The organism is Synechocystis sp. PCC 6803 substr. PCC-P (assembly GCF_000284455.1).
In the GTDB taxonomy this organism is placed as follows: domain Bacteria; phylum Cyanobacteriota; class Cyanobacteriia; order Cyanobacteriales; family Microcystaceae; genus Synechocystis.
The window spans coordinates 566914-593271 of sequence record NC_017039.1 but is presented as its reverse complement, the minus strand read 5'-3'; the positions used below and the strand labels follow the sequence as shown (position 1 = coordinate 593271).

Here is a 26358-nt window from a genome sequence, read left to right as displayed (position 1 = left end):
TCCAAAAAATAGACCATTGCCATTACCGTCCAACGAATAGTAGTCTAAAGGCTAATGCCAAAAAGGCTTTCAACGGTGGCTATTTCAGTGGAATTGGGGGTAAAAACATTGGAAGAAAGCCAATTCCAATTATTGTCTGTTCGCCAAATTCCAATTTCTCCGGTGTCAAAATTTTGCCATAAAACTCGGTTGATGTTTTCAACCCTTTCTGCGGCTAGGGCTTGCCAACTACCAAACTGATTCTCGAATGGTTGCCCTAAAAATTTAAGAGGAGTAACTGGGTCATCCCCGGGCTGAACATAGTAAGCGCCAAAAATTCCTTCCAGGAGACCAACCGCACCTTGATTTTCTAAAACAGTGTATTGATCGCCAATGAGAGAATCTCCGTTAATGTCCGTCCCAAATAATAATTCGGTATTAAAAGTTCTTGATGATTTCACTTGCCATGTGTCAGAAGAAATCCAGTTCCAATTATTATCAGTCAGCCATACACCAACTTCTTCAGTAACTTGATTGTACCAAAGCACTTGATTGGAGCCATCAACAGTTTCTGTGTCTAAGATTTTCCAGTTTACAGATTGATCAGTAGAGAATGGTTGATTCTGAAACAAAAGAGCTTGGCGAGTATTATCTAAAAATTGAGCGAAGAAAAAGCCATTTTCAATAACAGCAACATTGTCATCTAAGATTTCTAATGCGATTTGTTGTTCAGTAACTGGATTAACGCCATCGTCAGCAGTAACGGTGAATCTATAACTGGATTGGCTTTCAAAGTCAGGATTGTTGATTAAAGTTACTTTGCCTGTTGTGGAGTCAATGCTGAAAGATGTGGCATCATCCCCTGGTTTCAAGCCAAAGGTTACTCCCGCACTTATGTCAGCATCATCTGTGGCAGTGACTTGATAAATTACTTGATTGGCACCACTATTTTCGGCGATCGCCTTTGCTGTATTTCCCGATGTAATAGTTGGGGCTATTTCGTCTAGGTCGATGATGGTTAAATTAACAACTTGCTCCGTGACAGGATTCACACCATCGCTGGCAGTGACAGTGAATTTATAACTTGATTGGGTTTCAAAGTCTGGATTGCCAATTAACTCAACTTCTCCAGTGGCGGCATTGATGGTAAATGAGTTAGCATCTTCTCCTGGTTTTAAGCCGAAGGTTACTCCTGCACTTGTGTCAGCATCATCCGTTGCTGTTACTTGGTAAATTACTTGATTCGCACCACTATTTTCGGCAATCGCTTTTGCCGTATCTCCACTAGTAATGGTTGGAGCTATTTCATCAAGATCAATGATGGTTAAGTTGACTAATTGCTCCGTGGCAGGGTTAACGCCATCGCTGGCAGTGACCGTGAATTTATAACTTGATTGGGTTTCAAAGTCTGGGTTATCAAGTAAGGTAACTTGTCCAGTTGTTGGATCAATACTGAACTGGTTGGCATTGTCTCCCGGCTTTAAGCCAAAGGTCACTCCGGCACTGATATCATCACCATCGTCTGCTGTTACTTGGTAAATTATCTGATTCGCACCACTGTTTTCATTAATTGCTGTTGCGATATTATCAGATGTAATATTGGGACCGAGTTCGTCCAGATCATTAATAGTCAGGGTAACTATTTTTTCCGTAGCAGGGTTAACACCATCGCTGGCAGTAACGGTGAATTTATAACTTGATTGGGTTTCAAAGTCCGGGTCATCAATGAGGGTTACTTCCCCGGTGATGGGATTGATAGTAAATGAGCCAGCATCATTCCCTGGCTTTAAACCAAATGTTATTCCGGCACTTACGTCAGCATCATCTGTGGCAATAACTTGGTAAATTAGTTGATTGGCACCACTGTTTTCATCAATAGGCGTTGCTGTATCGCCTGATGTAATGGTCGGGCCTATTTCGTCTAGATTATTGATGGCTAGGGTAACTATTTTTTCGGTGGCGGGATTCACACCATCGCTAGCAGTAACGGTGAATTTATAACTGGATTGGCTTTCAAAGTCAGGATTGTTGATTAAAGTTACTTTGCCTGTTGTGGAGTCAATGCTGAAAGATGTGGCATCATCACCCAATTTCAACCCAAAGGTTACTTCGGCACTTATGTCAGCATCATCTGTGGCAGTGACTTGGTAAATTACTTGATTCGCACCACTGTTTTCGGCGATCGCCTTTGCTGTATTTCCCGATGTAATAGTTGGGGCTATTTCATCTAAGTCAATGATGGTTAAATTGACAACTTGCTCAGTGACAGGATTCACACCATCGCTGGCAGTGACAGTGAATTTATAACTTGATTGGGTTTCAAAGTCTGGGTTATCAAGTAAGGTAACTTGTCCAGTGATGGCATTGATGATAAACGAGTCAGCATCATCCCCTGGTTTCAAGCCAAAGGTTACCCCGGCACTTATATCCGCATTATCATCCGCTGTTGCCTGGTAAATTATCTGATTCGCACCACTATTTTCGGTGATCGCCTTTGCTGTATCCCCCGATGTGATGGTTGGAGCTATTTCATCTAAGTCAATGATGGTTAAGTTGACTAATTGCTCCGTGGCCAGGTTAACACCATCGCTGGCAGTAACGGTGAATTTATAACTTGATTGTGTTTCAAAGTCCGGGTCATCAATGAGGGTTACTTTCCCGGTGATGGGATTGATGGTAAATGAACCAGCATCATTCCCTGGCTTTAAACCAAATGTTATTCCGGCACTTACGTCAGCATCATCTGTGGCAATAACTTCGTAAATTACTTGATTGGCACCACTATTTTCGGCGATCGCCTTTGCTGTATCCCCCGATGTGATGGTTGGAGCTATTTCATCTAAGTCAATGATGGTTAAGTTGACTAATTGCTCCGTGGCCAGGTTAACACCATCGCTGGCAGTAACGGTGAATTTATAACTTGATTGTGTTTCAAAGTCCGGGTCATCAATGAGGGTTACTTTCCCGGTGATGGGATTGATGGTAAATGAACCAGCATCATTCCCTGGCTTTAAACCAAATGTTATTCCGGCACTTACGTCAGCATCATCTGTGGCAATAACTTCGTAAATTACTTGATTGGCACCACTATTTTCGGTGATCGCCTTTGCCGTATCTCCCGATGTGATAGTAGGAGCTATTTCGTCTAAGTCAATGATGGCTAGGGTAACTATTTTTTCGGTGGCAGGATTAACCCCATCGCTAGCAGTAACCGTGAATTTATAACTGGATTGTGTTTCAAAATCTGGGTTTTCAGTTAGGATTACTTGTCCGGTGGTGGAGTTGATGATAAACAGGTCAGCATCATTCCCTGGCTTTAAACCAAATGTTATTCCTGCACTTACGTCAGCATCATCTGTGGCAGTGACTTGATAAATTACTTGATTCGCACCACTATTTTCGGCGATCGCCTTCGCCGTATCTCCCGATGTGATAGTAGGAGCTATTTCGTCTAGGTCAATGATGGCTAAATTAACCAATTGTTCGGTGGCCGGGTTAACTCCATCGTCAGCAGTAACGGTGAATTTATAACTGGATTGGGTTTCAAAGTCAGGATTGCCAATTAACTTAACTTCTCCAGTGGTGGCATTGATGATAAACGAGTCAGCATCATCCCCCGGTTTCAAGCCAAAGGTTATTCCTGCACTTATGTCACCATCATCCGTTGCTTTTACTTGGTAAATTATTTGATTCGCACCACTATTTTCGGCGATCGCCTTTGCTGTATCTCCCGATGTGATGGTTGGCGCTACTTCATCTAGGTTATTGATAGTTAACTTGAAATCCGCAGTCAAGTCAGGGGTACTACCTACCGTGTCATCATCCACATTCACTGTGACGGTATAGCTGGCTTTACTCTCAAAGTTCAATACTGTACCAGCCTTGAGAAAGAGACTCTGCCCAATGACTTCAAAAAAGGCTGCATCAATACCTGACAGGCTGATATCATTACTCCCTAAACCATCATCGGTAATAGCAATATCCGCTACTTTGAGTGGGTTCGTAGTATCGGTATTTTCTGCCAGACTGGCATTAGGAACTATAACAGCGCTGGGTCCTTGGTTGACTTGAAGTTCATCATCATCTTGCACAGGGACTGCTAGATTATTGCCTGCCATATCGCTAAGCACTGCCCCATTAGGAATCTGCAGAATGATAGTGCCTGAAGTGTTAGGAGTGACAACTACAGAAAATACCCCCGAGCTGGTTTCTGTAATGGTTCCAATAGAAATTGTCGCTGTTCCCGCATTGTCAAAATCATCAGCAGTGACAGTTGTGGAGTCTATATCTTCACTGAAGGTCAGGGTATAGGTCAGCGGAGTGTCGATAGGAACAATGTTATCATCATCCCCATCATCAATAGAGGTGAGTGTAGGGGGAATAGTATCTACAGCATAGCTAACTGATGTTGTTGTGCCGGTTCCGTTATTCCCAGCTAGGTCACTAATCCCTGTATTGTCTAGGGTAATAACATTGGAATTAGATTCAGCATTAGCATTTGGGGTAAGAGTGGCTGTCCAGGTTATTCCTCCGTCGGATGACGTTGGAGATGACAAAGAACCGTCGACGACAATAATATCTGCATTTGTAAACCCAATTACTGCTTCGGAAAAAGTAAAGGTAACGGTCGCTGTATCACCGATTTTTAGAGCGGTGTCACTAATCTCAATAGCACTAGCGAGGTTTGGAGTAGTGTTATCAATAGTAATGCCTAAGGCTGAAGAAGCCGTACTAACATTGCCCGCAGCATCGGTAGCTTTGGCAGTAATACTGTAGTTGCCATCAGCTGGAGTCGAAGCCGTAATTGTCCAATTTCCTGAGCCATTGGCAGTGGTGCTTCCTATCTGGGTACTACCTCCACTAAATAGGGTTACCGTGCTGTTGGCTTCAGCCGTACCGTTAAACGTTGGTGTGGTGTCATTGGTGATGTTGTCTGTACTAGAAAGCCCACTATCACTGCTTGCACTCAAATCTGGCGTAGACGGGGCATTGGGCGGAGTGTTATCCGTGGGGGGAGTTCCATAGGTAAGTGTAGAGGTCTGAGAGAGATTAACGCCAGGCTGAGAACCAAAGGGGAAAAAACCAACAGTAACATTATTGTTTGATACAGAAGGGGTGAGAGGTTGGTTAACGCCAGTAGTGAAACCAGATACATTTGTCTGAATCACAGATTCAACAGAACCTATTGATTCATCTGCTAGAGATGTAAAAATGAAAGTTAAAGCTCCTCCTTGCTGAGTACCCGAAAAATTCACATAGATGGTATTTTCCGATACATCTATGTCTACGTTGCCGGTCAGCGTTTGGGGGGATCCTGATGAATTAAAAGTAGCAGTGATAGCTTGATCTGTGATTTCCTGTCCTGACGTTACGGTAAATGTTTGGGTAAACAGGTCAAAATTGAAGCTGCCATCAGAACCACTACCGGTGAAACGCACATTGACAGTAACCGACTCGCCTATTAAAGACTGTACTGACTGTTCAACCTGTAATGATTGACCATTGATAATGATGGTGTGTGTATCATCTTCGGCTTTTATCCTTGCCAATTCCGACGCAGAGACAACATCTCCCAACACTAGATCTGCAAATAATTGTCCTTCATCTCCTATGGTATCGACTGCGTTAACTTGAGCATCCACAAAATGTCCAATCTCTTCGAGGATGACTTCAATCAGAGCGTCTGGGGGGGCAGTGGCAACAAATTGGTCAGACAGATAAATTTTATTGATACTTTGGGCATAGGCTCCCACAGCAGAGCCCAAGGTTTCGGCACTGAGTACTTCAATGACAGGAAGATCGCTAAAATCTCCAATAGCCCAACGACTTCGCAAAGCTTCTACGGCGACAACATCATAATTATTTCCATAAATAATCTCGAAATTCTGCCAAAAACTCTCCAAGCCTGCAAAAGCGGACAGTTTCCCATAGACTAAGGACAAATCAAGATTGTAGACGCTCATAGAAAATTCTCAAATAAACAGGATTTATGCATTACTTAGATGAAGGCCTGACATCCGGAGTTCTCATAAACAATATTTTCTGCTATTCAGTCAGCATATGGATATAAATAATCAGAAATACATAGGGAATGATATCTGTACTCTGGGCATGGGATCCCAACAAGCCGGCCATGTCCTGGTCTAAAATTCGCATGGTCGGCAACTGTCTAAAATCTTCTTTTTGCCATTGTTGCTGGAGTTGTTTCGCCTGAACTCGGTCAAAATTAGTACCGAAGATAATTGCTAATTTACGCCAAAAACGAGGGGAGTTGGTGAACTCAATCAAGTTTTCGTAAACAACGCTGAGAGCGGAAGGAACGAGAATAGCCACGGCAATAAAAGCTCAACAAATCGACAAATAAACAAAAATTGCTCTAAATTGCTCCTCTATTGCCATAAAAATGACGTTGACAAAATTGTACACCATCGAAACTTACCAACCATCCCAGCTTGAAACTTTTTTTGTCATCATTGCCCAATTTTTTTATCCAAGCCAAAATACCGAGCTAAGCCGGAAGGGGGATAATCCAACATCAAGACCTGGACCCTCCATGGCAAGCCCCGCTATGAATTGCTCTCCCAAGAACTGGCCATGTACCGGGAATTGGTCACCAACAAAATTAATCAAGGCCTATTAAAAGGGGAACGTTTTTCTGACCCCTAGGACGTGGAATGGGAAAAACGGGGATGCTTACTTCAAAGCGTGTTTCAAAAGCTGGGTTTTGGCTGTTTAATCCCCCCTAGCCCCCCTTCCGAAGGAGGGAACGGTTACCAAAGTCCCCCTTTTTAAGCCGGAGCTTTAGTGGGTCAATTTAGGGGGCGGAATAAAACTTTCCAAACACGTTCTCAGCGTCTAAACGCCAAACTGATTAGATAGGCAATGCTGGCCACCAAAATAATGGTTGCTCCAGAGGAAAGGTTAAAGCTGTAGGAAAGAGCTAATCCAACACCGCAAAAGACCATCCCCAATCCACTGGCCACAGCCATCATTTGGGGCACATCCCGCACATATTGACCGGCGATCGCCGCTGGAATACTCAACAGGGCAATGACCATAATTAATCCCACTAATTGCATCACCATCACCACCGTTAAAGCAATGGCCGCCACTAGAGTTAGATAAAGAATATCCACTGGCAAATTACGGGTAGTGGCATAGACCGGATCAAAAGAAATGGCCAAAAACTCTTTATAAAGTAAGAATAAAAGAATGATAATCAACATGTCTAGCCCTGCCATGAGCCAGAGTTCCTGCCGGGGCACCGTCAAAATACTGCCGAAAAGATAACTAGCCACATCGGCCTTATAACCTTTGGTTAAATCGATCAACATGATGCCGATCGCCATGCCCAGGGCCCACATCACCCCAATTAACGTGTCGCTGCGCTGTTGATATTTCCTTGCTACCCAACCCATGGCCAAAGCCATCACTAGGGAAAAAACAAACGCTCCCCAGAGGGGATTAAAGGCAAAATAGTAGCCCAAACCAATGCCTCCATAGGCCGCGTGGGCTACCCCACCGCTGATGAAAACCATGCGGTTGATGACAATAAAAGAGCCAATTAATCCACAGGCTAAGCTGACCAGCAAACTAGCTACGATGGCGTTTTGCATAAATTCGTATTGCAACGCCTGAACCATCGCCTCAATCATGGTGACACTCCGCTGTATGCCCCTGGCCATTGGTTGCATCTAACCCGGGTAAAGCCGGATCATGGCTAGGGAAAACCCGATGGGGCACACCATGGGCAATTAAATCCACCGGACATTGATAGGTGGCTTCAATCATCTGGGGCGTAATAAATTTCTCCTGGTGATAGTGCAAACTACGGTTGAGGCAACCAACGGTTTTGACATAGCGGGAAATGGCCCCCAGGTCGTGGGAAATCATCACAATGGTCATGGTTTGATTCAGTTCCCCCAATAACTCGTAAATACTTCTTTGCACTTTGCTGTCTACATTGGCGGTGGGTTCGTCCAGCAATAAAATCTGCGGTTGGGAAGCTAGGGCCCTGGCAATGTAAACCCGTTGCCGTTGTCCTCCAGACAGGGTCCCCAAGGGGCGATCGCCTAAATCTCCCATGCCCACCTGCTCTAAACAACGGCGTACAATGGCTTCATCCTGCTGGTGATAACGGCGAAATAATTTACCCCGCCCCAAACGGCCCATCCTGACCACGTCCAACACCCGCACTGGAAACGCCCGGTCAAACTCTAACCATTGGGGTACATAGCCCACGTAACGCCGCCCCTGTTCCACTGACCGCCCGAGAATTTGTACCGTACCTTGCTGGGGTTGAATTAATCCCAACAGTACTTTGAGCAGAGTGGTTTTTCCCCCGCCGTTAGGGCCAATTAAGCCCAGAAAATCCCTTTCCTCCACCCGCAGATTAATATTTTCTAGCACTGGCGTCGCGCCATAACCAGCGAATAAATTTTCAACGGCAATTACTGGTTGGGAGAGTAGGGAATCAACCATGGGGACGTTGGCATTAGGGCTGGGCACTGTTAGCATTGGCGATTTTTTGGGCAACGGCTTTGAGATTGCTAGACCAATCAGCGGCTAAAGGATCGAGTAACTCCACCCCCGCTCCGATTTCAGCGGCGATCGCCTCGGAACTTTTGGTACTGAACTGGGTTTCCCCAAACACCATGGTTAGATTATTTTCCTTGGCCGTATCAATTAACTGTTTCAATTCCTGGGCGCTGGGTTCTTGCCCTTCCACTTCGATGGGAATTTGTACCAAGTTGTAATCCCGAGCAAAGTAAGCCCAAGAAGGATGGAAAACAATAAATTTCCTTTGGGGTAAAGGTTGCAATATTTGTCCTAATTCTTGATTTAACCGCTCTAGTTCCGCTAAAAATGCAGCTAAATTAGCCTCATACTGGTCGCGATTATCCGGGTCCAATTCCGCCAACTCCTTGGCGATCGTGGTGGCCTGTCGTTTCACCAAGGTAGGGGACAACCAAATGTGGGGATCCGCCACCATCAATGCTCCCTTAGCTTTTTCCTTTTCTGACTCTGACCCATGGTCGTGGCCATCGTGGCTATGGTCATCGTGCCCTTCTTCCTCCCCGTGACTATGGTCATGCTTCTCCATTTCCAGGGGGGTTATGCCTTGGGCCGAATCAATTAATTTCATGTTGGCATTGGCCGCCTTTAACTTCTCCAACCAAGGTTGCTCAAAACCAAGACCGATCAAAACATAGGCTTCTGCTTCACTTAGGGCCGCCAACTGTTGGGGTTTGGGCTCATAGGTGTGGGGATCATTATTACCCGGTACCAGTACGCTGACTCGAACTAAGTCACCACCAATTTTTTCCAAAAAGTATTGTTGAGGTGGAATACTCACCGTAATATCCATGGCATCTGCCACCGGAGCATCCTCAACTTGACCATTTTGCCCAACCTGTTCAACAGCGGGCTGACAGCCTAGGGTGCTCAAACCCAGAACAAAAGCAACACCAAGGGGTTGGACAAAGCGGGGAACAGCGGGGAAAATGAACATTACCGATGTGCAATACAGTGAAGATCAAGCTGATGGGAAATTTATCCCTTTGGCATTAGGACAATAAACGATAATCATTATCATTGCATAATTCCTCCACCTTGTCATGAGTCTTCCCACTCCTTCCCTTGCCGTTCGCCTAGAGTCCCTCACAGTCAACCAAAGACTGGTGCTCCAAGCTTTGCAAAGGGAAACGGAGCCCCTGTCGGCCCAAGCCCTCTTCGCCAAACTGCGGGAAACAAAAAAAATTGGCTTGGCCACGGTGTACCGAGCTTTAGATGCCCTCAAGTTAGCCGGATTTATCCAACATCAGGCCACCATGACAGGGGAATTGCTTTACCAAACCCTAGAGCAGGACCAACATTGTTTGACCTGTTTGCAGTGTGGGGAATCGGTACCCATTCAGGGTTGCCCTGTGCAGTCCCTAGAGGAAAATTTGCAGGCTAATTATTCTTTTCGGATTTACTATCACACCCTAGAATTCTTCGGGCTTTGTCAACTTTGTGCCAAAGGAAGTGATTAGAATTGAAGTTAACCAAAATAAGAATAGTTAACTATCCCAATGTTCAGCGAACCGAGGAGAAGTTATGGCAACCCTAACCCCGCCAATTAGCTCAATCAATCAAGGGTCATTATTGTTGAATGTGAGCCATGTCACTTTAAAAGTCTCGCCGGAGCATTTTGATCAGCTTTGCCTTGATAACCCAGACCTACGGCTTGAGTTAACCAAAGATGGCGAATTAATTGTTATGGCACCAGCGGGGGGAGAAACCAGCCGGAAAAATCTTGATCTGGCGATCGATGTTGGTCTTTGGAATCGCCGAACAAACTTGGGTCAAGCCTTTGATTCTTCCTGTGGCTATGACTTCACTTCATTGGGGGGCGGTAAATTGTCGCCGGATGTGTCGTGGATTGAGCAATCGAAGCTTGAAGGGATCGAAATAGTTGGCTTTATCCCTGTGGTACCAGATTTTGTTATTGAACTCCGCTCCGCAACGGATAACCTGAAACCATTACAGGAAAAAATGCAAGAGTATCGACGGCTGGGGGTACGATTGGGGTTATTGATCAATCCCCAAAACCAACAGGTTGAGATTTATCGTTCTTCCCAGGCGACAGAAGTTTTAACGTTGCCAAAGGAAATAGATTGCAATGAAGTAATGCCCGGTTTTGTGCTTGATTTGACCCGCATTTGGTAGGAACTAAAAATATTCTGCCTTGGGATTGACTACCCCATTGCTGGAGCCGGAAAAACGATGGGGCCGTAGGAGTAATTGCTGTAGAGAGCGTTGCAAACGGAGCCGGGCTTGTTGTTTGGATTGTTGGGCAATGGTGAGGGATTGTTGGGGCAGACTGGTGACTTCACTGGGGATATTACTCGACACCGCCAGGGCCAACGCAAAGGCAATAAATGTGGCCAGAACTCCTAATTGTTTAAACATAGCCGACCCTCCTTTCTCCCAGACTGGACTTGAGCTAGTATTCTAGGAACTACTAAGCATAGCTCCCTAGCAAATATGACAATATCCCAGGCTCAAAAGGATCCAGGCATTTTGCAGACAGTTTCGCTTTTGACTGCCTATTGTTTTGACCTCCGGGGAATGGCCCCCAAACAGGTCATCAATGGCTGGCTTAAGAATTTTTCAGCCCTGTGGATTCGTCTTGCGGTGATCGAAGCCCTGTACCTAGGCCGTTATAAGGCGGTTTCGGTGGAGCATTTGCTGGAGTTCTGGCACAAGAAGGGACAACCCAATTTTCATTTTTCCGCTGAGTTTGAGCGTCTGGTTTCCGAAAATCTGCCCAGATCGTTGGCGATCGCCAGAGACGAATCGATGGAGGAGTTGACTAAAATGGCAGACCAGTCATGGCAGTTAAAGGTTCCCACGGCAGGACAAGAACAATCATTGCAATCACCAAGACGGCGGGTTTCTCCCTCCGACCCAGGGGAGCTAGAACCACTCCCTTGGCATCACCGTGCCCTCGGAAATATCCAACATCCCAACCAAGAAAATTTAAAGGGCTCTAATGTGTCCGAAGAAGGGCCCGTGACCAGAAACCCAGGGCCAGCCCCGTCCATTGAGCAGTTCATTCCCATCACCCAGGAATCAAATTTCCTCAGTCGGCTCCAGTCAGTACTCAGTCAGGACACCGAGAATGTTTAGATTATTCAATTCGGGGAAATTGGACAAGGTAGTCCTCTTCTGGATGGGTTTGACTTCCGCCCTGGTGACGTTCTACCCAACCCCGAGTTACGGCCAAAATAGTCAAAATAGTTTTTACAATCCCATCCCCATTACTGCCAACACAACAGTTGACGATCGCCTGACGGTGGGGGATATGCCCACGGGGGAAGGGGGATTTGCCAGGGACTATCGTATTAATCTCCAGGCCGGGGACCAAGTGTCCATTGACCTGCGCTCCGATGAATTCGACACCATGGTAATGCTCATTGGCGATGACGGCACCACCATTGTGGCCAACGACGACAGCACTGAAGGGGGCACCAATTCCCTTGCCTTCGCCCGGATTACTGAATCGGGAGACTACATTGTCCGGGTCAGAACCTACGCCGCCACTGGGGGAGGGGCATTTTCCCTGGCAGTGACCAGGCTAAAACCCGTTCCCTAGCAATTTATCAATGGTTCAAGGCAGTAATATTTCCGTAGAACTTGATAAAGTTGCCCGTGATTATGTTGTAATTCTTGCCCTTTTTCAAAGAAAGTTTCCGTCACCACCGCAAAAAATTCACAGGGGTTGGTGGCTCCATAGGGGTCGATGACGGTGGGTAAATTATTTTCTAACTGACTGAGTAGTTGTTGGTATTCCGACGCAAAAATTGACTGCCAGCGTTGATAGTCGTTGCGACGACCTAATTTAGGGACCCCATTCATGGCTCCATCCCCCATGTCCAACTGATGGGCAAATTCATGGAAAATAACGTTGTGGCCATCCTGCCACCGCTCCAAATCCCAGGCGATCGTGCCCCAAGCCAGGATCAACTGTCCAGCCCTATCCCAGGATTCCCCAGCTCGAACGGTGTCTTCTTCCTCCACTACGTAACCATCGGGGGACGTAATTTGCCGCACTTGGAAAGCATCGGGGTAAACAAGGATTGTATCCAGCCTGGGGTAGGGATTACTGCCTAATTCCAACGCTAGATAGCAAGCTTGGGCAGCGATGACCAACCGCACTTCATCCGTTAAAACAAAATCATTACAGCCAATAAACTGTTTTTGCTGGAGAAATAATTGGATTTTTGCTTCTAATTTTTGCCGTTGCTGGGGGGAAAGCTGGGCATAAAAAGGCAGGCGATCGCCTAAAATTGCTTGCCAATGGGGAGGCAGAGGCCGCTGAAAAAGTTGTTTTTCTCGCCAATCTAACCAATGGGGATAGCCCCAAATGTAGGCAATGATGCCCAAAAGGATGGTGAGGACAATGGCAGTGGGCAACATGAAAAATAACGGGTAAATCTTTAGGCTAAGGGGTTAAACCGCCCGATCGCCTCCAGCCATGGTTTGAATTTGGTTTACAAAAGCTTGGTGGTCCACCACCGGTTTAGCTATGTAGCCTTCTGCGCCACTTTGGGCCAATAAAGACTCCCGATCGCCGACCATGGCATGGGCTGTGACCAAAATCACTGGTAGGCTGGCCGTGGCAGGGTCTTGTTTGAGCAGTTGGGTAATTTGAATGCCGTTATAGGCCTTACCTTGGTAATGACTGCGGGACAGAGACACATCGATCAAAATCACGTCCACCGCCTTGCTCCGAGCTAAGGCCAACACCTCCGCCACATCCTCGCTGCCCTTGACGGTGAAGCCCCCCCGCTTAGTGAGAATTTTGGAAAAAACCCGGAAGTTCATGGGGTCGTCTTCGACGATGAGAACCGTTGTCATAAAACTGTACCCGGCAAAGTGGGGAGGAGAATCAGCCTTTCCAATGCTAACATTGGCCGCGAATTGACGAGCGCACAGGTTCCCAGCGGCATGGCCAGAAAATCTTTCCCCAGCGGTCAAATTATCCCCACCGATCTCCACGAAGAAATGGAACGTTCCTACCTGGAATATGCCATGAGTGTGATTGTGGGGCGGGCATTACCCGATGTGCGGGACGGTCTAAAACCGGTGCATCGTCGCATTCTCTACGCCATGTACGAGTTGGGGCTGACCCCCGATCGCCCGTTTCGGAAATGTGCCCGGGTGGTGGGGGACGTGTTGGGCAAATACCATCCCCACGGTGACCAGTCTGTGTACGATGCCCTGGTGCGGATGGTGCAGGATTTTTCCAGTCGTTATCCCCTCCTGGCTGGCCATGGCAACTTCGGTTCCGTGGACAATGATCCTCCGGCCGCCATGCGTTACACCGAAACCCGCTTAGCACCCATCGCCATGGGGGCCATGTTGGAAGGCATAAGCGAGGCGATCGTTGATTTTACCGGCAACTTCGACAATTCCCAGGAAGAACCCACCGTGGTTCCCGCCCAGTTACCTTTGTTACTGTTGAACGGTTGCTCTGGTATTGCGGTGGGCATGGCCACTAGTATCCCGCCCCACAATTTGGGGGAAGTGGTGGATGGTTTGATTGGTTTAATCAATAAACCTGATTTGTCGGATCAAGAACTATTTAAGTTAATCCCCGGCCCTGACTTTCCCACCGGCGGCCACATCCTCGACAGCGAAGGCATTTTGCAAGCTTACCAAACGGGACGAGGACTAATTCCGGTGCGGGGAGTTAGTCACATTGAAACCATCCGAGGGGAGAAAAAACGCAGTCATAATCGCACGGCGATCGTCATTACGGAATTACCATTCCAGGTCAATAAAGCGGCTTGGATTGAGAAAATTGCCAGCTTGGTCAACGACGGCAAACTAGACGGCATTTCCGATCTGCGGGATGAAAGCGATCGCACCGGCATGAGGGTGGTAATTGAGCTCAAACGGGATGCGGAACCCAATGCCATTTTGCAAAAACTCTACCGCATGACTCCTTTGCAGAGTAATTTTGGCGTGATTTTCCTGGCGCTGGTCAACAACCAACCCGTGCAAATGTCCCTGCGGCAAATTCTCCAAGAATTTCTCCAATTCCGGGAAGATACCCTGCTGCGACAGTACGAAAATGAGTTGGGAGAAAACCGTCGTCGCCTGGAATTATTAACTGGTTTACTAATCGGTTTAGAAAATTTAGATGCGCTGATTGAAATTCTCCGTTTTGCCGCCGATGGCACCACCGCCAAAATTCAACTCCAGGAACGGTTAGGCATTTCCCTCCAACAAGGGGACGCTATTTTGGGCATGCCCATGCGCCGTATCACCGGCCTGGAAAGGGAAAAATTACAACAGGAACACACCGATCTAGCCCAACGCATTGAGCAGTTGGAAACTCTCATTGGCGATCGCCAGGAACGGTTAAAAGCCCTCAAAAAAGAATTGCGGGGTTTAAAGAAAAAGTTTGCCGACGAACGACGTACCAAGATTTTACAGGGTATGCCAGCCAAAATTGAGCCTCTCCCCGTAAATCAAGATCCATTGCCTGAAGCGACAATTCCCCCGGTTGAAAGTCAGTCAGCCCCAGAAGAAGAGTTGGATTCCCCAGGGGAACCAGAGCAAGAACAATTAGTCTTAGAAAATTCTTCCCCGCCAACGGCAGATTCGGCTCCCGAAGCAAAGCAGGACGATCTAAACCTAGCCGTAAAGCCTACCCCCAAAACCGTCAAACAGGAAGCCCAACCAAGCCCGGAAGTCATAGCCACCCATAGCAAACTCGTTTCTGTTGCCGAGAAAAATCCCCTCACCCTCTTCACGCCGCAAACGCCCCCGGCGGAGGCCTTTCTGAGTATTAATTTGCAGGGGGAAATCGCCTGGCACCCAGAAGAGCTAACCTCCGCCAACAGCTTTGAACCCTTGGACCAGCAATTTTCCATTCAAGGGCGGGAAACTCTCATTGTCATTGGCGACCATGGCAAGGCTTTCCCCGTCGCCATTGCCGATATTCCCCCCTTAGCTGTCACCCGCATTCCCCTGTTACAAATTCTGCCTAAATCGGCCCAGCGGGACGCCACCACCGTCACTTTCCAGGGATTTTTACCGCCCCCGGAACAGCCCCAGGATTTACTCCTAGTTAGTCAGCAGGGTCGGGTCAAACTGCTCGCTGGTCAGGAGTTGCAGGAGTTGGGCCCGCGGGGTTTGAGTTTAATGAAGTTAAAAAATGGCGATCTCCTCCAGTTTGCCCAATTGGTTACACCAGTTAATCCTGCCTCTGCCCAAAATCCAGGTAAAAATTTGGTGATTGCCACCAGCAATGGACGTTTACTGCGGTTTGATCCAGCCCAGGTTGGTTTAACTTGCTCAAGTCCCAGTGCCCAAGGCCAGGAAGCAATGCGGCTTCGTGCAACGGAAAGTTTGGTGGGGGTACTGATGGCATCACCAGGGGATAGGGTTTTACTGTTAACCCAAGCAGGTTATGGCAAACAATTAGATTTAGCTTCTGTGCGCCTGGGGAATTTCGGCGAATTAGGCACAACGGTGATGCAATTTACCAGCAAAGCAGATCGGTTGTTGACCATGGTGGCGGCAAATCAGGGTGCCCAGTCTCCTCAATCCTCCACTTACGATTTTTACAGTAATCAACAACGACTCCATTCTGTCCAGGCTGATCAGTTTCAACCCTGGGGTAAGGATGGCTTTGGCGATCGCCTGGTGGATCTCAACGAGGGAGAACATTTAATTACCCAGGTGGCCCACCTTGGTTAAAGGTTAGACCCGGGGAAATTTTCGGCTAGAATGGGCAACATCTTTTTTCCGTGGGTGGGGACAATGGACAAGTACGAAGGACTGGAAAGCTCGAAAAAGCCTTGGTGGTTGAAGCACATCGACAAAATTTTCCTAGGCGGTGGCGTTGCCTATATGCTGTTAGTTAGTTTTTGGCTAGTGTTTCAATCCCGACAACCCAATCCCTCTGCGACATCGCCTACGGAAACGGTGACGGTGGATCAAGCGGACGAAGAATTTATTGTTTATCTGCAACAGTCCTTAGAAACCCTTAAACAGCCCCAATCATTGCCAGCTTCCTCCGCCCTCACTGGTGTTAACCCTCCGGTAACCCCCAACCAAACAACGGTGGCGATCGCCCCTGCTAACCAAGGTATTCCCCTTCCCCCGCCTCCCCCCGGCGCTGTGCCCCAAAATAATGGTGGCAATCTGACCGCAGTCGCTCCTGGTAGTACCACTGTGGTGGAACGATATTATTACCCCGTTTACCCCAACGGCCAAGCTGCTCCAGCCATGGCAATTCCCCCCCAACCCGTGGCCGCTGCTCCCCCGGCAGTGCCGATGGTGCCCAGTAAAACTAAACACGATTTAGTAGGAGTTCTGGAATCCGGTGAGCTTTCTTCGGCTCTGTTCCGCTGGAATGGCATGACCCAACGCATTCAAATCGGTGAGGCGATCGGTAGTAGCGGTTGGCAATTGGCGGCGGTTAACGGTCAGCAGGCGATCCTATCCCGTCAGGGTAAAACCCGCTATCTGGAAGTGGGTCAAGGCTTTTAGTCTGTACTAATTTATTCACCTTCGCCTAGTTGTTCGATCAGCCATTGACGAAATTGCCTAATCGTTGCTGTTTCTCCGTCTTGGAGACTTTGGCGCAGAAAGACAGTCAAATCCTTAACTTTCAAGGGATGCAAAGCCAAGCTCTGCTCAGAAGTTTCATAGATTTGCTGAGCCCCATTCCACAAATAAGCCTGTAAAGTTCGACCGTCATATCGCCAAATTTCGGGCACTCCTAAAGCACCATAAATTGCTAATTTGTCTAGGGAGCTACTGGTAATATCAATTTCAATGACTAAATCGGGGGGAGGATCAACATTAAGATCAATATCCTGTTTGTGGCGAACAATAGACTCATTTTGCAGGTAAAAGCAAGAATCTGGTTCTATGCCTTTCTCCAGCCGATTAACTCTTAGGGTTAGGGAACCTAGACTTTTAATTTCCAAGTTCAAGATGTCAACGGTGGTGTAAATTAACCGCTCTAGAAAGCGATTATTATGTTCATGTTCTCCGAGGGGAGTCATAATTTCTAAAGTTCCTTGACAATAAGCAAGGCGAATTCCTCGCTTTTCACCCAAATCCTGAAGCAATTGGTTAAAAGTTAGCCAACTTACGGGTTCAAGCAAAATAAATTTCGAGACGGGGGCTAATTCTGTAATAGGCATAATATTCCTTCACTATCCTGGTAACAAATACAGTCCTGGCTCTGCATCATTACCCGGAAGCAATTCCCTGCTACTTTTAACACCTCGATCTTGGCATAATTGGGCAAAGTTTTGCAGGGTATCTAGCCTAGCTAATAATTCACTAAGAGTGTCTAAATATTCGGCGATCGCCAATTGTTTATTAATCCAAGCTTGGTTATAGCGTTCGGGTGCATAGGACATATCAAATTCAACAGCAATTTCACTTTTAATGCGTCGTACTTGATCTGGAGTTAAGTTAAAATCCTTGGGATGAATTTGACAAATTCGCTCTATTCTTTCAGGTAGAATAAACTCGTTAAATGGCTTGCCAAGAAAGCGGTAGGAAGTATTAAGGCTATCATTAGCATCGTCCAATAATGCCTTTGACCAATTTTCAGATAATTGTTTAAATTTAACAACTTCTTCCCGTAAAACATCTTTGGCATCCTGGTGATGACCTATTTCCATCAATAAATTAGCTTCGGTAATGGTAGCAACGGCCCAACCTTGAATAGCAATGTCACTATTTAGCATTAATTCTGCTTCTAGCTCTGGGGTGATTTTGAGTGCTTCATGGCTTAAAAATAAACGGCTACGATTTGCGGCTTTAATGGCTCCAATGGGAGATTGTTCAGGAAAACGGTTGATTGTTTGAAGTTCAGATTGTAAATCTGCTATCTCTCTGACTAAACTGCTCTGATAAAAATGGGCAATGGCTTGGGCTAATTTTTCCTGTTTAGCTCGACTATCCTGAACAACTAGGCAAATGTAACCTAATTGTTGTGACATTTTATCAAGGCGATGATTAACATCATCAAAACCCTGTTGGACTGTTTGCTGGAGAAGATTAATAGATTTCTGCATCTGGTGAAGCTCAGAATCGTTGAATCGCACTTATGTACGACCTAAAAATAGACAGAATAATCCTACAGCAAAGCAAATTCATCACCTTAGTGCTAACTCCCTTAGCCAGTGTACATAGCTTATTTTTTCACACATGAAAGCCTGTAAATAACGTAGTTTGTCTAACATTGTTGTACCTGCTTCTTTTGGGATTACCAGTAATTTTAGTATTAAATAAGCAATTATACAGGTATAGATTTGAATCCCAATTGCATTCTCATTTTTGGCAATCAGTCTATTCAGCTTTAAGTGCATTTTTAAGAATTTCCATAACAATTCTATTTGCCATCTTTTTTTATAAATTTCTGCTATTTTTTCATCACTAACTCCTTCTATTTCTTTACTTTCTATAGGTAAATTTGTAACCAATCTAAACTCTGAATTATCATGGGTGAATATTACCACTCTACTCTCTATTTTATTCTTTCCAGTTCCAACCATATAGTTATCATTGGCTAATTTTTCTAGCTTTATATTATTCTTTATTCTTAATACATGATATTTGTTATTCTCCTTTTGTAATCTCTTGATTCTCTGTAAGTCACAAAATCCTCTATCCATTACTGCTACTCCATTTTCTGGAGTCTCTTCTATTGTTTCATTCCCATATTTATTATCATGACCTTGTCCAAAGTGAATTACTATTCCCCCCGGAATCCCTGTTGATAAGTTAATCTCACTGAATAATTTTACCTGATGAAATCCAAGGTTCCACATCAACTTCCTAGTTATGCTGACAATGGTTGAATCGAGAGGAAATATTTCTAATTCTCTCTGCTTAATTTCCTTCCTTTTCGACAATTCCTTTTTTAAGGAAAATATTATTTCTCTAAAAACTCCCACATCCCTTTTTTTGCTTGCCTTTGAGAATGTAGATATATCGACTGTCTCTCCTCGTAAGTTCAGTCTTTTAAACATACTCCTCATGCTTGTCTGGCTCTGGTCTAACACTAATCCTAACCAGATACTCACAAACTTAAATGTGTCTAATACTGGGTAGTCATGTTTAGGAAAATTAGATAGATAAGTTTTTACAATATGTCCAAAATTTGATATCATCGCTTCAATTATTCTAATATTTCTGCCCTTTATTCTATCATTTTAAAGAGCTTTTTTCTCTTTATAACTATCGTTCAACACTTCTGCACTTGATCATAGGGGTATAAACAAATTCCACTACTTGCCCATGTTCTTATTGGTTGACGAAGGGCACGATTAAAAGCGAATTCCCTAGATTGACGAATTATAACCCTGTTATTTCGCATAGAGATAATCGCTTTCATTTGTTCATTCATTGCATCAGCGTAATCTTTGGTTCCGCTTAACAATAAATGATTCCTTAGAAGTGATTTCTAAAGAAAATATAAAGAAAAGAGGATAGGAAAAATCTGTTTTTTATGGTGAAAAGATAAAAATTGAGTATTGTCGATGAGCAATTTGCCGAACGTAGTTAATCCTCAGCGCAAGCTATACGCCAGTGACATGAGTGATGAGGATTGGAAGATAATCGAGCCCAAGTTACCAGCACCGAAAGGATTTGGGCGTCCTAGAGAGTTGGACCTGCGAGAAATATAACTAATTAGTATAACTATGAGGCACTAGGCTATGCAGTAATCTTGAATAACTTTGTCTATGCGATTTTGCTATACTACCCTGGCTATTTCTGGAAATGTTTTTCTCCTGATATTCGCTATTAATCCTAGATGCAAATATTTAAAGTACTCAAAGCTTCTTACTTCTGGAAAGTAAGTCTCTGTAGCTTTCACAATATTTGTCGATAAACTGTACTGTTTCTTTTGCTTGACGGGGGCAACCATATATCACCTCTGCCTTTCACCCTCTCTTCTCTGTTTTATCCTTCCTACAATGATAGAAGAGCGATAGGCGAACTCCCAACTTTCTTCAATATCTGGGATTAATTCTGCCAACATACCGGGTTGGGACAAAAATAATTCGTAAAATCATTTGTCTGTCTTCAGACTCTTCTAATTTTCTTGTAATACTAAATTATCTCGATGGATCACTGTATCTGGCCCCACGTAGCCTAACACTGCGGCGATCGCCTCGGAATGGAGTCCCTTAATTTTTTCTAGCTCGTTACAGTTGTAATTAACTAATCCCCGCCCTAATTCTTGACCCTGGGGATCACAGATTATGACGGCATCGGTGGCACTGAATTCCCCTTCTAGGGCAACCACCCCGATCGCCAATAGGGATTTGCCCCTAGCTTTGAGGGCCTGGACCGCCCCAGCGTCAATGAAAATTTTCCCGGTGGGCACTAAACCATAGGCGATCCAACGTTTACGAGCATTATCGGAGCGGGGTTGGGCTTCAAACTGAGTGCCCAAATTAGCTCCCTGGAGGATGGCTAAAATTTGCTCAGGTTTTTGGCCATGGGTGATGACGGTGCGGACTCCTGATCCCGTAGCAATGCGGGCAGCGGTGATTTTGGTGGCCATGCCGCCGGTGCCCCAGGCGGAACCAGTGCTATCGGTGCGGACTTGTAATTGGGCTAATTCCGCGGCTTTGACTAGGGGAATGGGATAGGCATCGGGATCTAAACGGGGGTCACTGGAATAAAGGCGGTCAACGTCAGTGAGCAAAAATAGCCAATCCGCTTCCACCAAGCTGGCCACTAAAGCCGACAAAGTATCATTGTCGCCAAATTTTAGTTCATCGATCGCCACCGTGTCGTTTTCATTGACAATGGCAATCACCCCCAACTCAAACAGAGCTTGGAACGTGTTGTAGGCGTTGACATAGGCGGTACGCTCAATTAATTCCCGTCTGGTGAGCAAAATTTGGGCAATGGGTTGCCGGAGGCTACTAAAAAGGTCGTCATAGGTCCGCATTAATCTGCCCTGGCCCACAGCGGCGATCGCCTGCTTTAAGGCCATTTTTTTTGGCCTTTCTGTCAGGCCCAAACGACTACAACCTACTCCTATGGCTCCAGAGGAGACTAGCACCACCCGATGGCCTTGGCCGATCAACTTGCATACAGTTTCCACCAAAGCGGCAATGGTGGAGAGGGCCAACTGACCCGTTTCCGGACGAGCTAGGCTAGAAGTACCAATTTTAATCACCAAAGTTTGGGGTTGCATTGCCATTGTCATCTATTTTGGGAGGAAAAATTGCCATAAAAAAAGTGGGCCAAGCCCACCTTAAAACCATGATATTGTGTGGCGGCTAGCCCTCGATTACATGGAAGAACCTAAACCAGCATAGGCTCCGTAGAAAAATAACCCTAGAACACCAATGGCGCCAATACCGGCCACTACACCCACCACCCACAAAGGGATTCTGCCTTCTGCGAACATACCATGCCTCCTAAATTGCGTATTAAAAAAGTTTAGTTAAAGAAATAGCTGGAGAACAAAATCCCCAACACAGCCACCAACAATAGACCCAGGTATAAAGAAGTGCGGTTCAATTCCACCGGTTGGCGGTTTGGGTTTGAATTTCTGTCCATGAAAAACTCCTAGCGTTGAATAAATTGCATCGCGGCGATCGCCCCGACAAAGAAGACAGAGGGCACCGCCAGGGTGTGAACCGCCAGCCAGCGCACCGTAAAAATGGGATAAGTAACCGGTTGATTAGGATTTTGGGTTGCCATTGTTAATTACCAACTAAAAAAGAACAATTAAATGTTTTATTGATTAAACTCTTGAATTTCCTGATTAATGTCGTAGCGTTCCTGGAGAATGGGCAACTCTTGACGGGTCTGGGTGAAATATTCATCGGGGCGGGGAGTGCCAAAAGCATCGTAGGCTAAGCCCGTGCTGACAAACAACCAACCAGCAATAAACAACATCGGGATGGTGATGCTGTGGATCACCCAGTAGCGAATGCTGGTGACAATATCGGAAAATGGACGCTCGCCGGTAGTCCCTGACATTTTGTGTTCTCCTTCAATTTTTCAAAACAACATTGACTGACAAATGCAAAGCAAGTAGAGTCTAGTCTACTATTTTGTGAGCCGCCTAGGGAACCATTGCCACCTCGGTGCTGGGGTTATATTTGAGCAAAATCCCATCCTGCCCCAACACAAATCCTTTTTCCGGACTGAGGAACACCACCCGATAAAGATTGGCTGGAATATCTTCTACCCCAGTGTCCTTGGCCCAGGTTTGCCCCCCGTCTTGACTCATCAAGAGGTTACCGCTGGCCCCCGCTACCCATACTTCTTCAGGGGTACGGAAAGACAGATCGAGCAGACCCCAACTACCTTTATCCTGGGGAGCAATCACATCGCTCCATTCCTCTGCATCGGGATCGGTGCTGAACTGGAGTTGTCCCCCCCGGGCCAACAGCCATAGTTGACCGTCCTTGCCATAGCCCATGGTCTGTAAGCGTCGGGAAGAATTGCGGTTATGGGGAGTCCATTCCGTTTGTCCCGGTGCCCAGGTGGAATAAAAATTACCCCGGGCTGACACCGCCACATAACGGCCATCGGTTGATCGTTGAATGGTGCGGGCTACTCCTACGGCCCCCTCCACCAAAGCTTTCCAGTTTTTGCCCCCATTGGTGGTTTTGTAAATAGCGCCCAAATCCGTAATCATCTCCGCCGTCTGGGGTCCCAGGGCAATAATACTGTAGGGAGCACCGGGCAGTTTCTCACTCAAGGGAATGCGGGCCCAGGTTTGGCCCCCATCGGTGGTGTGGAGCAAAATGGAAGGTTTACCTGTGATCCATCCCTCGTTGCCAGAGAAACTAACGGCGGAAAAACTAGCCTTTTCTTCCCCTAGGTCAATCAGCTTCTGCTCCCAGGTGTCACCGCCATCGGTGGTTTCAAAAATAGTCTCCTTGGTACCCACCAGCCAACCATGGTTCGGATCTTCCGTGAAGGCAATATCCGCAAAGGTAGAATCTGTTTCTAAAGCAATTTCTTGCCATGGATTGAAGGCCAAATCCGGCACATGGCTGCAGCTCACACAGAAAACGGCGATCGCCGCCACTAGGACAAGTTGCTTTAGTTGCTCAAACTTCAAACTGGGGAATTTAACAGGCATTGTGAACAGGAATAATCAACGAGTACAGCAAGGGCTCAGAGGGAAAATTGAAGCCTTATCCCATGCCGTAAAGGCTCAGGAAAAATAGGAAAATGACGAAAAGACTACCGAAAATTAGTAAATTCTTTTTACCACCACTCATACGGTTAAAACCAAAACCGTAGTTAAGGTTCTCGGCAAAACCAGAGGGAGCATCGGTCTCCCCGGTGCTGATGAAGTAGTTGCGGGGGGCGCCACACACCGGACATTTCCAATTAAGGGGTAGGGCCTCAAAGGGAGTGCCGGGGGAAACACTAGTCTTTTGATCCCCTTGGCTGGGAATGTAAACATAACCGCAGGCCCGGCATTCATGGTTTGGGGATGCCAACTCCGCCAGGGTCTTTTCAGGGGGACGCTCACTCATGGCTACTACAGCAGAGAACTGGGGGTAAATCTTTAGTAATCTTTGTTAAAAATTATGACATCTTCGCTACCCTTTTCCCCAGCCTTCTCAATGGGGATTCATCATTGGTTCACCGAATGTTTTGTCCAGACTGTGACTGGGGTTTTCCAACCTAACTTCCCTTCACCCAATGGGTTAAAGTGTGAGAAGTCTGAAAAAAGTTCCATAATTTAGCCATCGTTAGTCCCAATCCACCATGCACATCAGCGAACTGACCCACCCCAATGAGTTAAAGGGTTTATCTATCCGTGAGCTGGAGGAAGTTTCCCGGCAAATCCGAGAAAAACATCTCCAAACTGTGGCCACCAGCGGCGGTCATCTGGGGCCTGGGTTGGGAGTGGTGGAACTGACGGTGGCCCTATATTCCACTCTTGATTTAGACAAAGACCGGGTGATTTGGGATGTGGGACACCAAGCCTATCCCCACAAAATGTTGACGGGACGTTACCATGATTTCCATACCCTGCGGCAAAAAGATGGGGTGGCTGGTTACCTCAAACGCTCTGAAAGTCGTTTTGACCATTTTGGTGCTGGGCACGCTTCCACAAGTATTTCCGCTGGTTTGGGCATGGCTTTAGCTCGAGATGCCAAGGGGGAAGATTTTAAAGTAGTTTCCATCATTGGCGATGGTGCTTTAACCGGGGGCATGGCCTTGGAGGCAATCAACCATGCCGGGCATTTGCCCCATACCAGACTAATGGTGATTCTCAATGACAATGAGATGTCCATTTCCCCCAACGTGGGAGCCATTTCCCGTTATTTAAATAAAGTCCGCCTCAGCAGTCCGATGCAGTTTTTGACGGACAATCTGGAGGAACAGATCAAACACTTGCCCTTTGTGGGGGATTCCCTCACCCCGGAGATGGAAAGGGTCAAGGAGGGAATGAAACGTCTTGTTGTCCCCAAAGTGGGAGCGGTGATTGAAGAACTAGGATTTAAATATTTTGGTCCCATTGACGGTCATAGTTTACAGGAATTAATCGATACCTTTAAACAAGCGGAAAAAGTGCCTGGTCCGGTGTTTGTCCATGTTTCCACCACCAAGGGCAAGGGTTATGACTTAGCCGAAAAGGATCAAGTAGGCTACCACGCCCAAAGTCCTTTCAACCTTTCCACCGGTAAGGCCTATCCTTCTAGTAAGCCGAAACCCCCCAGCTATTCCAAGGTTTTTGCCCATACGTTGACTACCCTGGCCAAGGAAAATCCCAACATTGTCGGTATCACGGCTGCTATGGCGACGGGGACAGGGCTAGATAAACTCCAGGCCAAGCTACCCAAGCAGTATGTGGACGTGGGCATTGCGGAACAACACGCAGTTACTTTGGCGGCGGGCATGGCCTGCGAGGGCATTCGTCCAGTGGTGGCCATCTATTCCACCTTTTTGCAACGGGGTTACGACCAGATTATCCATGACGTTTGTATTCAAAAATTACCCGTATTTTTCTGCCTAGACCGGGCGGGCATTGTGGGGGCGGATGGGCCCACCCACCAAGGGATGTATGACATTGCCTATCTCCGTTGCATTCCCAATCTGGTGCTGATGGCTCCCAAGGATGAAGCAGAGTTACAACAAATGCTGGTTACTGGGGTTAACTACACCGGTGGGGCGATCGCCATGCGTTATCCCCGGGGTAATGGCATCGGGGTGCCCCTGATGGAGGAAGGTTGGGAACCGCTGGAAATTGGTAAAGCTGAAATTCTCCGGTCGGGGGATGATGTGCTTCTGTTGGGCTACGGCTCCATGGTCTATCCCGCTCTGCAAACAGCGGAATTACTCCACGAACACGGCATCGAAGCAACGGTGGTTAATGCCCGCTTTGTTAAACCACTAGATACGGAATTAATTTTGCCCTTGGCCGAGCGCATCGGCAAAGTGGTGACCATGGAAGAAGGTTGCCTCATGGGGGGCTTTGGCTCAGCAGTGGCGGAGGCCCTGATGGATAACAACGTGTTGGTGCCCTTGAAACGTTTAGGGGTGCCCGACATACTTGTGGACCATGCCACTCCGGAACAATCCACCGTTGACCTTGGTTTAACCCCAGCCCAGATGGCGCAGAATATTATGGCTTCACTGTTCAAAACTGAAACTGAATCAGTTGTCGCTCCTGGAGTTAGTTAGCAGGAATTTTGATACATTTTGCATTTGTCGAGGGGCATAGTGGTTTTAACACTCCCCCTTGCAAAGTTTGGGTTTGCCCCCAAATCCCCCAAATATTGGAGGATTTTTATCTATTTTCCTCACAAGTTTGAGGGAACCGGGGGCGTCTAACCTATTTAGTCGAACTTAAAC

Annotated in this window: 25 protein-coding genes and 1 pseudogene; 7 read left to right on the top strand and 19 right to left on the bottom strand. The window is 46.6% G+C overall.

The genetic code is table 11. The annotated features are described in order from the left end of the window. Nucleotides 1-44: 44 nt before the first annotated feature. From SYNPCCP_RS02775 to SYNPCCP_RS02755, 5 genes are all read right to left on the bottom strand, one after another. Nucleotides 45-5942 carry a cadherin domain-containing protein gene (locus SYNPCCP_RS02775; RefSeq protein WP_010871743.1) on the bottom strand — a complete coding sequence of 1966 codons (5898 nt, stop codon included), beginning with the start codon at nt 5940-5942 and terminating at the stop codon, nt 45-47. A gap of 82 nt (nt 5943-6024) precedes the next feature. Next, on the bottom strand, nt 6025-6312 hold the full coding sequence (locus SYNPCCP_RS02770) for a hypothetical protein (RefSeq protein WP_010871742.1): 288 nt from the start codon (nt 6310-6312) through the stop codon (nt 6025-6027). Between the two features lie 515 nt (nt 6313-6827). Next, nucleotides 6828-7673 (bottom strand): metal ABC transporter permease, encoded by an 846-nt coding sequence (locus SYNPCCP_RS02765; RefSeq protein ID WP_010871741.1) that lies wholly within the window; start codon nt 7671-7673, stop codon nt 6828-6830. Further along, nucleotides 7627-8496, bottom strand: coding sequence for a metal ABC transporter ATP-binding protein (locus SYNPCCP_RS02760; RefSeq protein WP_010871740.1), 870 nt, complete (start codon nt 8494-8496; stop codon nt 7627-7629). The genes SYNPCCP_RS02765 and SYNPCCP_RS02760 overlap by 47 nt, the downstream gene beginning before the upstream one ends. Next, the gene (locus SYNPCCP_RS02755; protein ID WP_010871739.1) at nt 8474-9490 is read right to left on the bottom strand and encodes a metal ABC transporter solute-binding protein, Zn/Mn family; all 1017 of its coding nucleotides are present in this window, start codon (nt 9488-9490) and stop codon (nt 8474-8476) included. Before SYNPCCP_RS02755 ends, SYNPCCP_RS02760 begins: the two co-directional genes overlap by 23 nt. A gap of 106 nt (nt 9491-9596) precedes the next feature. Here SYNPCCP_RS02755 and SYNPCCP_RS02750 point away from each other — a divergent pair, with 106 nt between their 5' ends. Both SYNPCCP_RS02750 and SYNPCCP_RS02745 read left to right on the top strand, forming a co-directional pair. After that, complete coding sequence (locus SYNPCCP_RS02750) at nt 9597-10013, top strand: transcriptional repressor (protein ID WP_010871738.1); 417 nt, start codon at nt 9597-9599, stop codon at nt 10011-10013. A 64-nt stretch (nt 10014-10077) separates the two neighbouring features. Continuing rightward, complete coding sequence (locus SYNPCCP_RS02745) at nt 10078-10689, top strand: Uma2 family endonuclease (protein WP_010871737.1); 612 nt, start codon at nt 10078-10080, stop codon at nt 10687-10689. A gap of 3 nt (nt 10690-10692) precedes the next feature. On the opposite strand, the gene SYNPCCP_RS02740 is transcribed toward SYNPCCP_RS02745, so the two are convergent. Continuing rightward, nucleotides 10693-10932, bottom strand: a complete 240-nt coding sequence (locus SYNPCCP_RS02740) for a hypothetical protein (protein ID WP_010871736.1) — start codon at nt 10930-10932, stop codon at nt 10693-10695. A gap of 75 nt (nt 10933-11007) precedes the next feature. Between SYNPCCP_RS02740 and SYNPCCP_RS02735 the strand changes: the two genes are divergently transcribed. Both SYNPCCP_RS02735 and SYNPCCP_RS02730 read left to right on the top strand, forming a co-directional pair. Next, a complete protein-coding gene (locus SYNPCCP_RS02735; protein ID WP_010871735.1) occupies nt 11008-11652 on the top strand; it encodes a hypothetical protein in 645 nt (214 codons plus the stop codon). Between the two features lie 43 nt (nt 11653-11695). Beyond that, nucleotides 11696-12118 (top strand): PPC domain-containing protein, encoded by a 423-nt coding sequence (locus SYNPCCP_RS02730; RefSeq protein WP_020861467.1) that lies wholly within the window; start codon nt 11696-11698, stop codon nt 12116-12118. Here the strand turns inward: SYNPCCP_RS02730 and SYNPCCP_RS02725 are convergent. Next, nucleotides 12115-12942 carry a zinc-dependent peptidase gene (locus SYNPCCP_RS02725; protein ID WP_010871733.1) on the bottom strand — a complete coding sequence of 276 codons (828 nt, stop codon included), beginning with the start codon at nt 12940-12942 and terminating at the stop codon, nt 12115-12117. The genes SYNPCCP_RS02730 and SYNPCCP_RS02725 overlap by 4 nt on opposite strands. A 33-nt stretch (nt 12943-12975) precedes the next feature. Then, nucleotides 12976-13383, bottom strand: coding sequence for a response regulator (locus tag SYNPCCP_RS02720; protein WP_014407076.1), 408 nt, complete (start codon nt 13381-13383; stop codon nt 12976-12978). 90 nt (nt 13384-13473) lie between these two features. Between SYNPCCP_RS02720 and SYNPCCP_RS02715 the strand changes: the two genes are divergently transcribed. Further along, nucleotides 13474-16236: a DNA topoisomerase (ATP-hydrolyzing) subunit A gene (locus SYNPCCP_RS02715; RefSeq protein WP_014407075.1), complete on the top strand. Its 2763-nt coding sequence runs from the start codon at nt 13474-13476 to the stop codon at nt 16234-16236. A 63-nt stretch (nt 16237-16299) separates the two neighbouring features. Further along, nucleotides 16300-17031, top strand: a complete 732-nt coding sequence (locus tag SYNPCCP_RS02710; RefSeq protein ID WP_020861466.1) for a hypothetical protein — start codon at nt 16300-16302, stop codon at nt 17029-17031. Nucleotides 17032-17042: 11 nt separating this feature from the next. On the opposite strand, the gene SYNPCCP_RS02705 is transcribed toward SYNPCCP_RS02710, so the two are convergent. The 11 genes and pseudogenes from SYNPCCP_RS02705 to SYNPCCP_RS02655 all read right to left on the bottom strand — a co-directional run bounded on the left by SYNPCCP_RS02705 (nt 17043) and on the right by SYNPCCP_RS02655 (nt 24029). Continuing rightward, a complete protein-coding gene (locus SYNPCCP_RS02705; protein ID WP_010871729.1) occupies nt 17043-17693 on the bottom strand; it encodes a Uma2 family endonuclease in 651 nt (216 codons plus the stop codon). A gap of 12 nt (nt 17694-17705) precedes the next feature. Then, nucleotides 17706-18578, bottom strand: a complete 873-nt coding sequence (locus SYNPCCP_RS02700) for a hypothetical protein (RefSeq protein ID WP_020861465.1) — start codon at nt 18576-18578, stop codon at nt 17706-17708. 81 nt (nt 18579-18659) lie between these two features. Then, the gene (locus SYNPCCP_RS02695; RefSeq protein ID WP_010871727.1) at nt 18660-19676 is read right to left on the bottom strand and encodes an IS4-like element IS4Sa family transposase; all 1017 of its coding nucleotides are present in this window, start codon (nt 19674-19676) and stop codon (nt 18660-18662) included. A 587-nt stretch (nt 19677-20263) separates the two neighbouring features. Further along, nucleotides 20264-20441: pseudogene (locus SYNPCCP_RS17540) on the bottom strand (IS701 family transposase); the annotation flags it as partial. A gap of 161 nt (nt 20442-20602) precedes the next feature. After that, nucleotides 20603-21730 (bottom strand): glutamate 5-kinase, encoded by a 1128-nt coding sequence (gene proB, locus SYNPCCP_RS02685; RefSeq protein ID WP_010871725.1) that lies wholly within the window; start codon nt 21728-21730, stop codon nt 20603-20605. 84 nt (nt 21731-21814) lie between these two features. Then, nucleotides 21815-21934 (bottom strand): photosystem II reaction center protein J, encoded by a 120-nt coding sequence (locus SYNPCCP_RS02680; RefSeq protein WP_010871724.1) that lies wholly within the window; start codon nt 21932-21934, stop codon nt 21815-21817. A gap of 32 nt (nt 21935-21966) precedes the next feature. Then, nucleotides 21967-22086, bottom strand: coding sequence for a photosystem II reaction center protein L (locus tag SYNPCCP_RS02675; RefSeq protein ID WP_010871723.1), 120 nt, complete (start codon nt 22084-22086; stop codon nt 21967-21969). 9 nt (nt 22087-22095) lie between these two features. Then, the gene (gene psbF, locus SYNPCCP_RS02670) at nt 22096-22230 is read right to left on the bottom strand and encodes a cytochrome b559 subunit beta (RefSeq protein ID WP_010871722.1); all 135 of its coding nucleotides are present in this window, start codon (nt 22228-22230) and stop codon (nt 22096-22098) included. 36 nt (nt 22231-22266) lie between these two features. After that, complete coding sequence (psbE, locus tag SYNPCCP_RS02665; protein ID WP_010871721.1) at nt 22267-22512, bottom strand: cytochrome b559 subunit alpha; 246 nt, start codon at nt 22510-22512, stop codon at nt 22267-22269. Between the two features lie 85 nt (nt 22513-22597). Continuing rightward, a complete protein-coding gene (locus SYNPCCP_RS02660; RefSeq protein WP_010871720.1) occupies nt 22598-23626 on the bottom strand; it encodes a photosynthesis system II assembly factor Ycf48 in 1029 nt (342 codons plus the stop codon). A 55-nt stretch (nt 23627-23681) separates the two neighbouring features. Continuing rightward, nucleotides 23682-24029, bottom strand: a complete 348-nt coding sequence (locus tag SYNPCCP_RS02655) for a rubredoxin (protein WP_010871719.1) — start codon at nt 24027-24029, stop codon at nt 23682-23684. A gap of 235 nt (nt 24030-24264) precedes the next feature. On the opposite strand from SYNPCCP_RS02655, the gene dxs reads away from it, so the two are divergent. After that, entirely contained in the window at nt 24265-26187 is a 1923-nt protein-coding gene (gene dxs, locus SYNPCCP_RS02650; protein ID WP_010871718.1) for a 1-deoxy-D-xylulose-5-phosphate synthase, read from the top strand. Nucleotides 26188-26358: the final 171 nt, after the last annotated feature.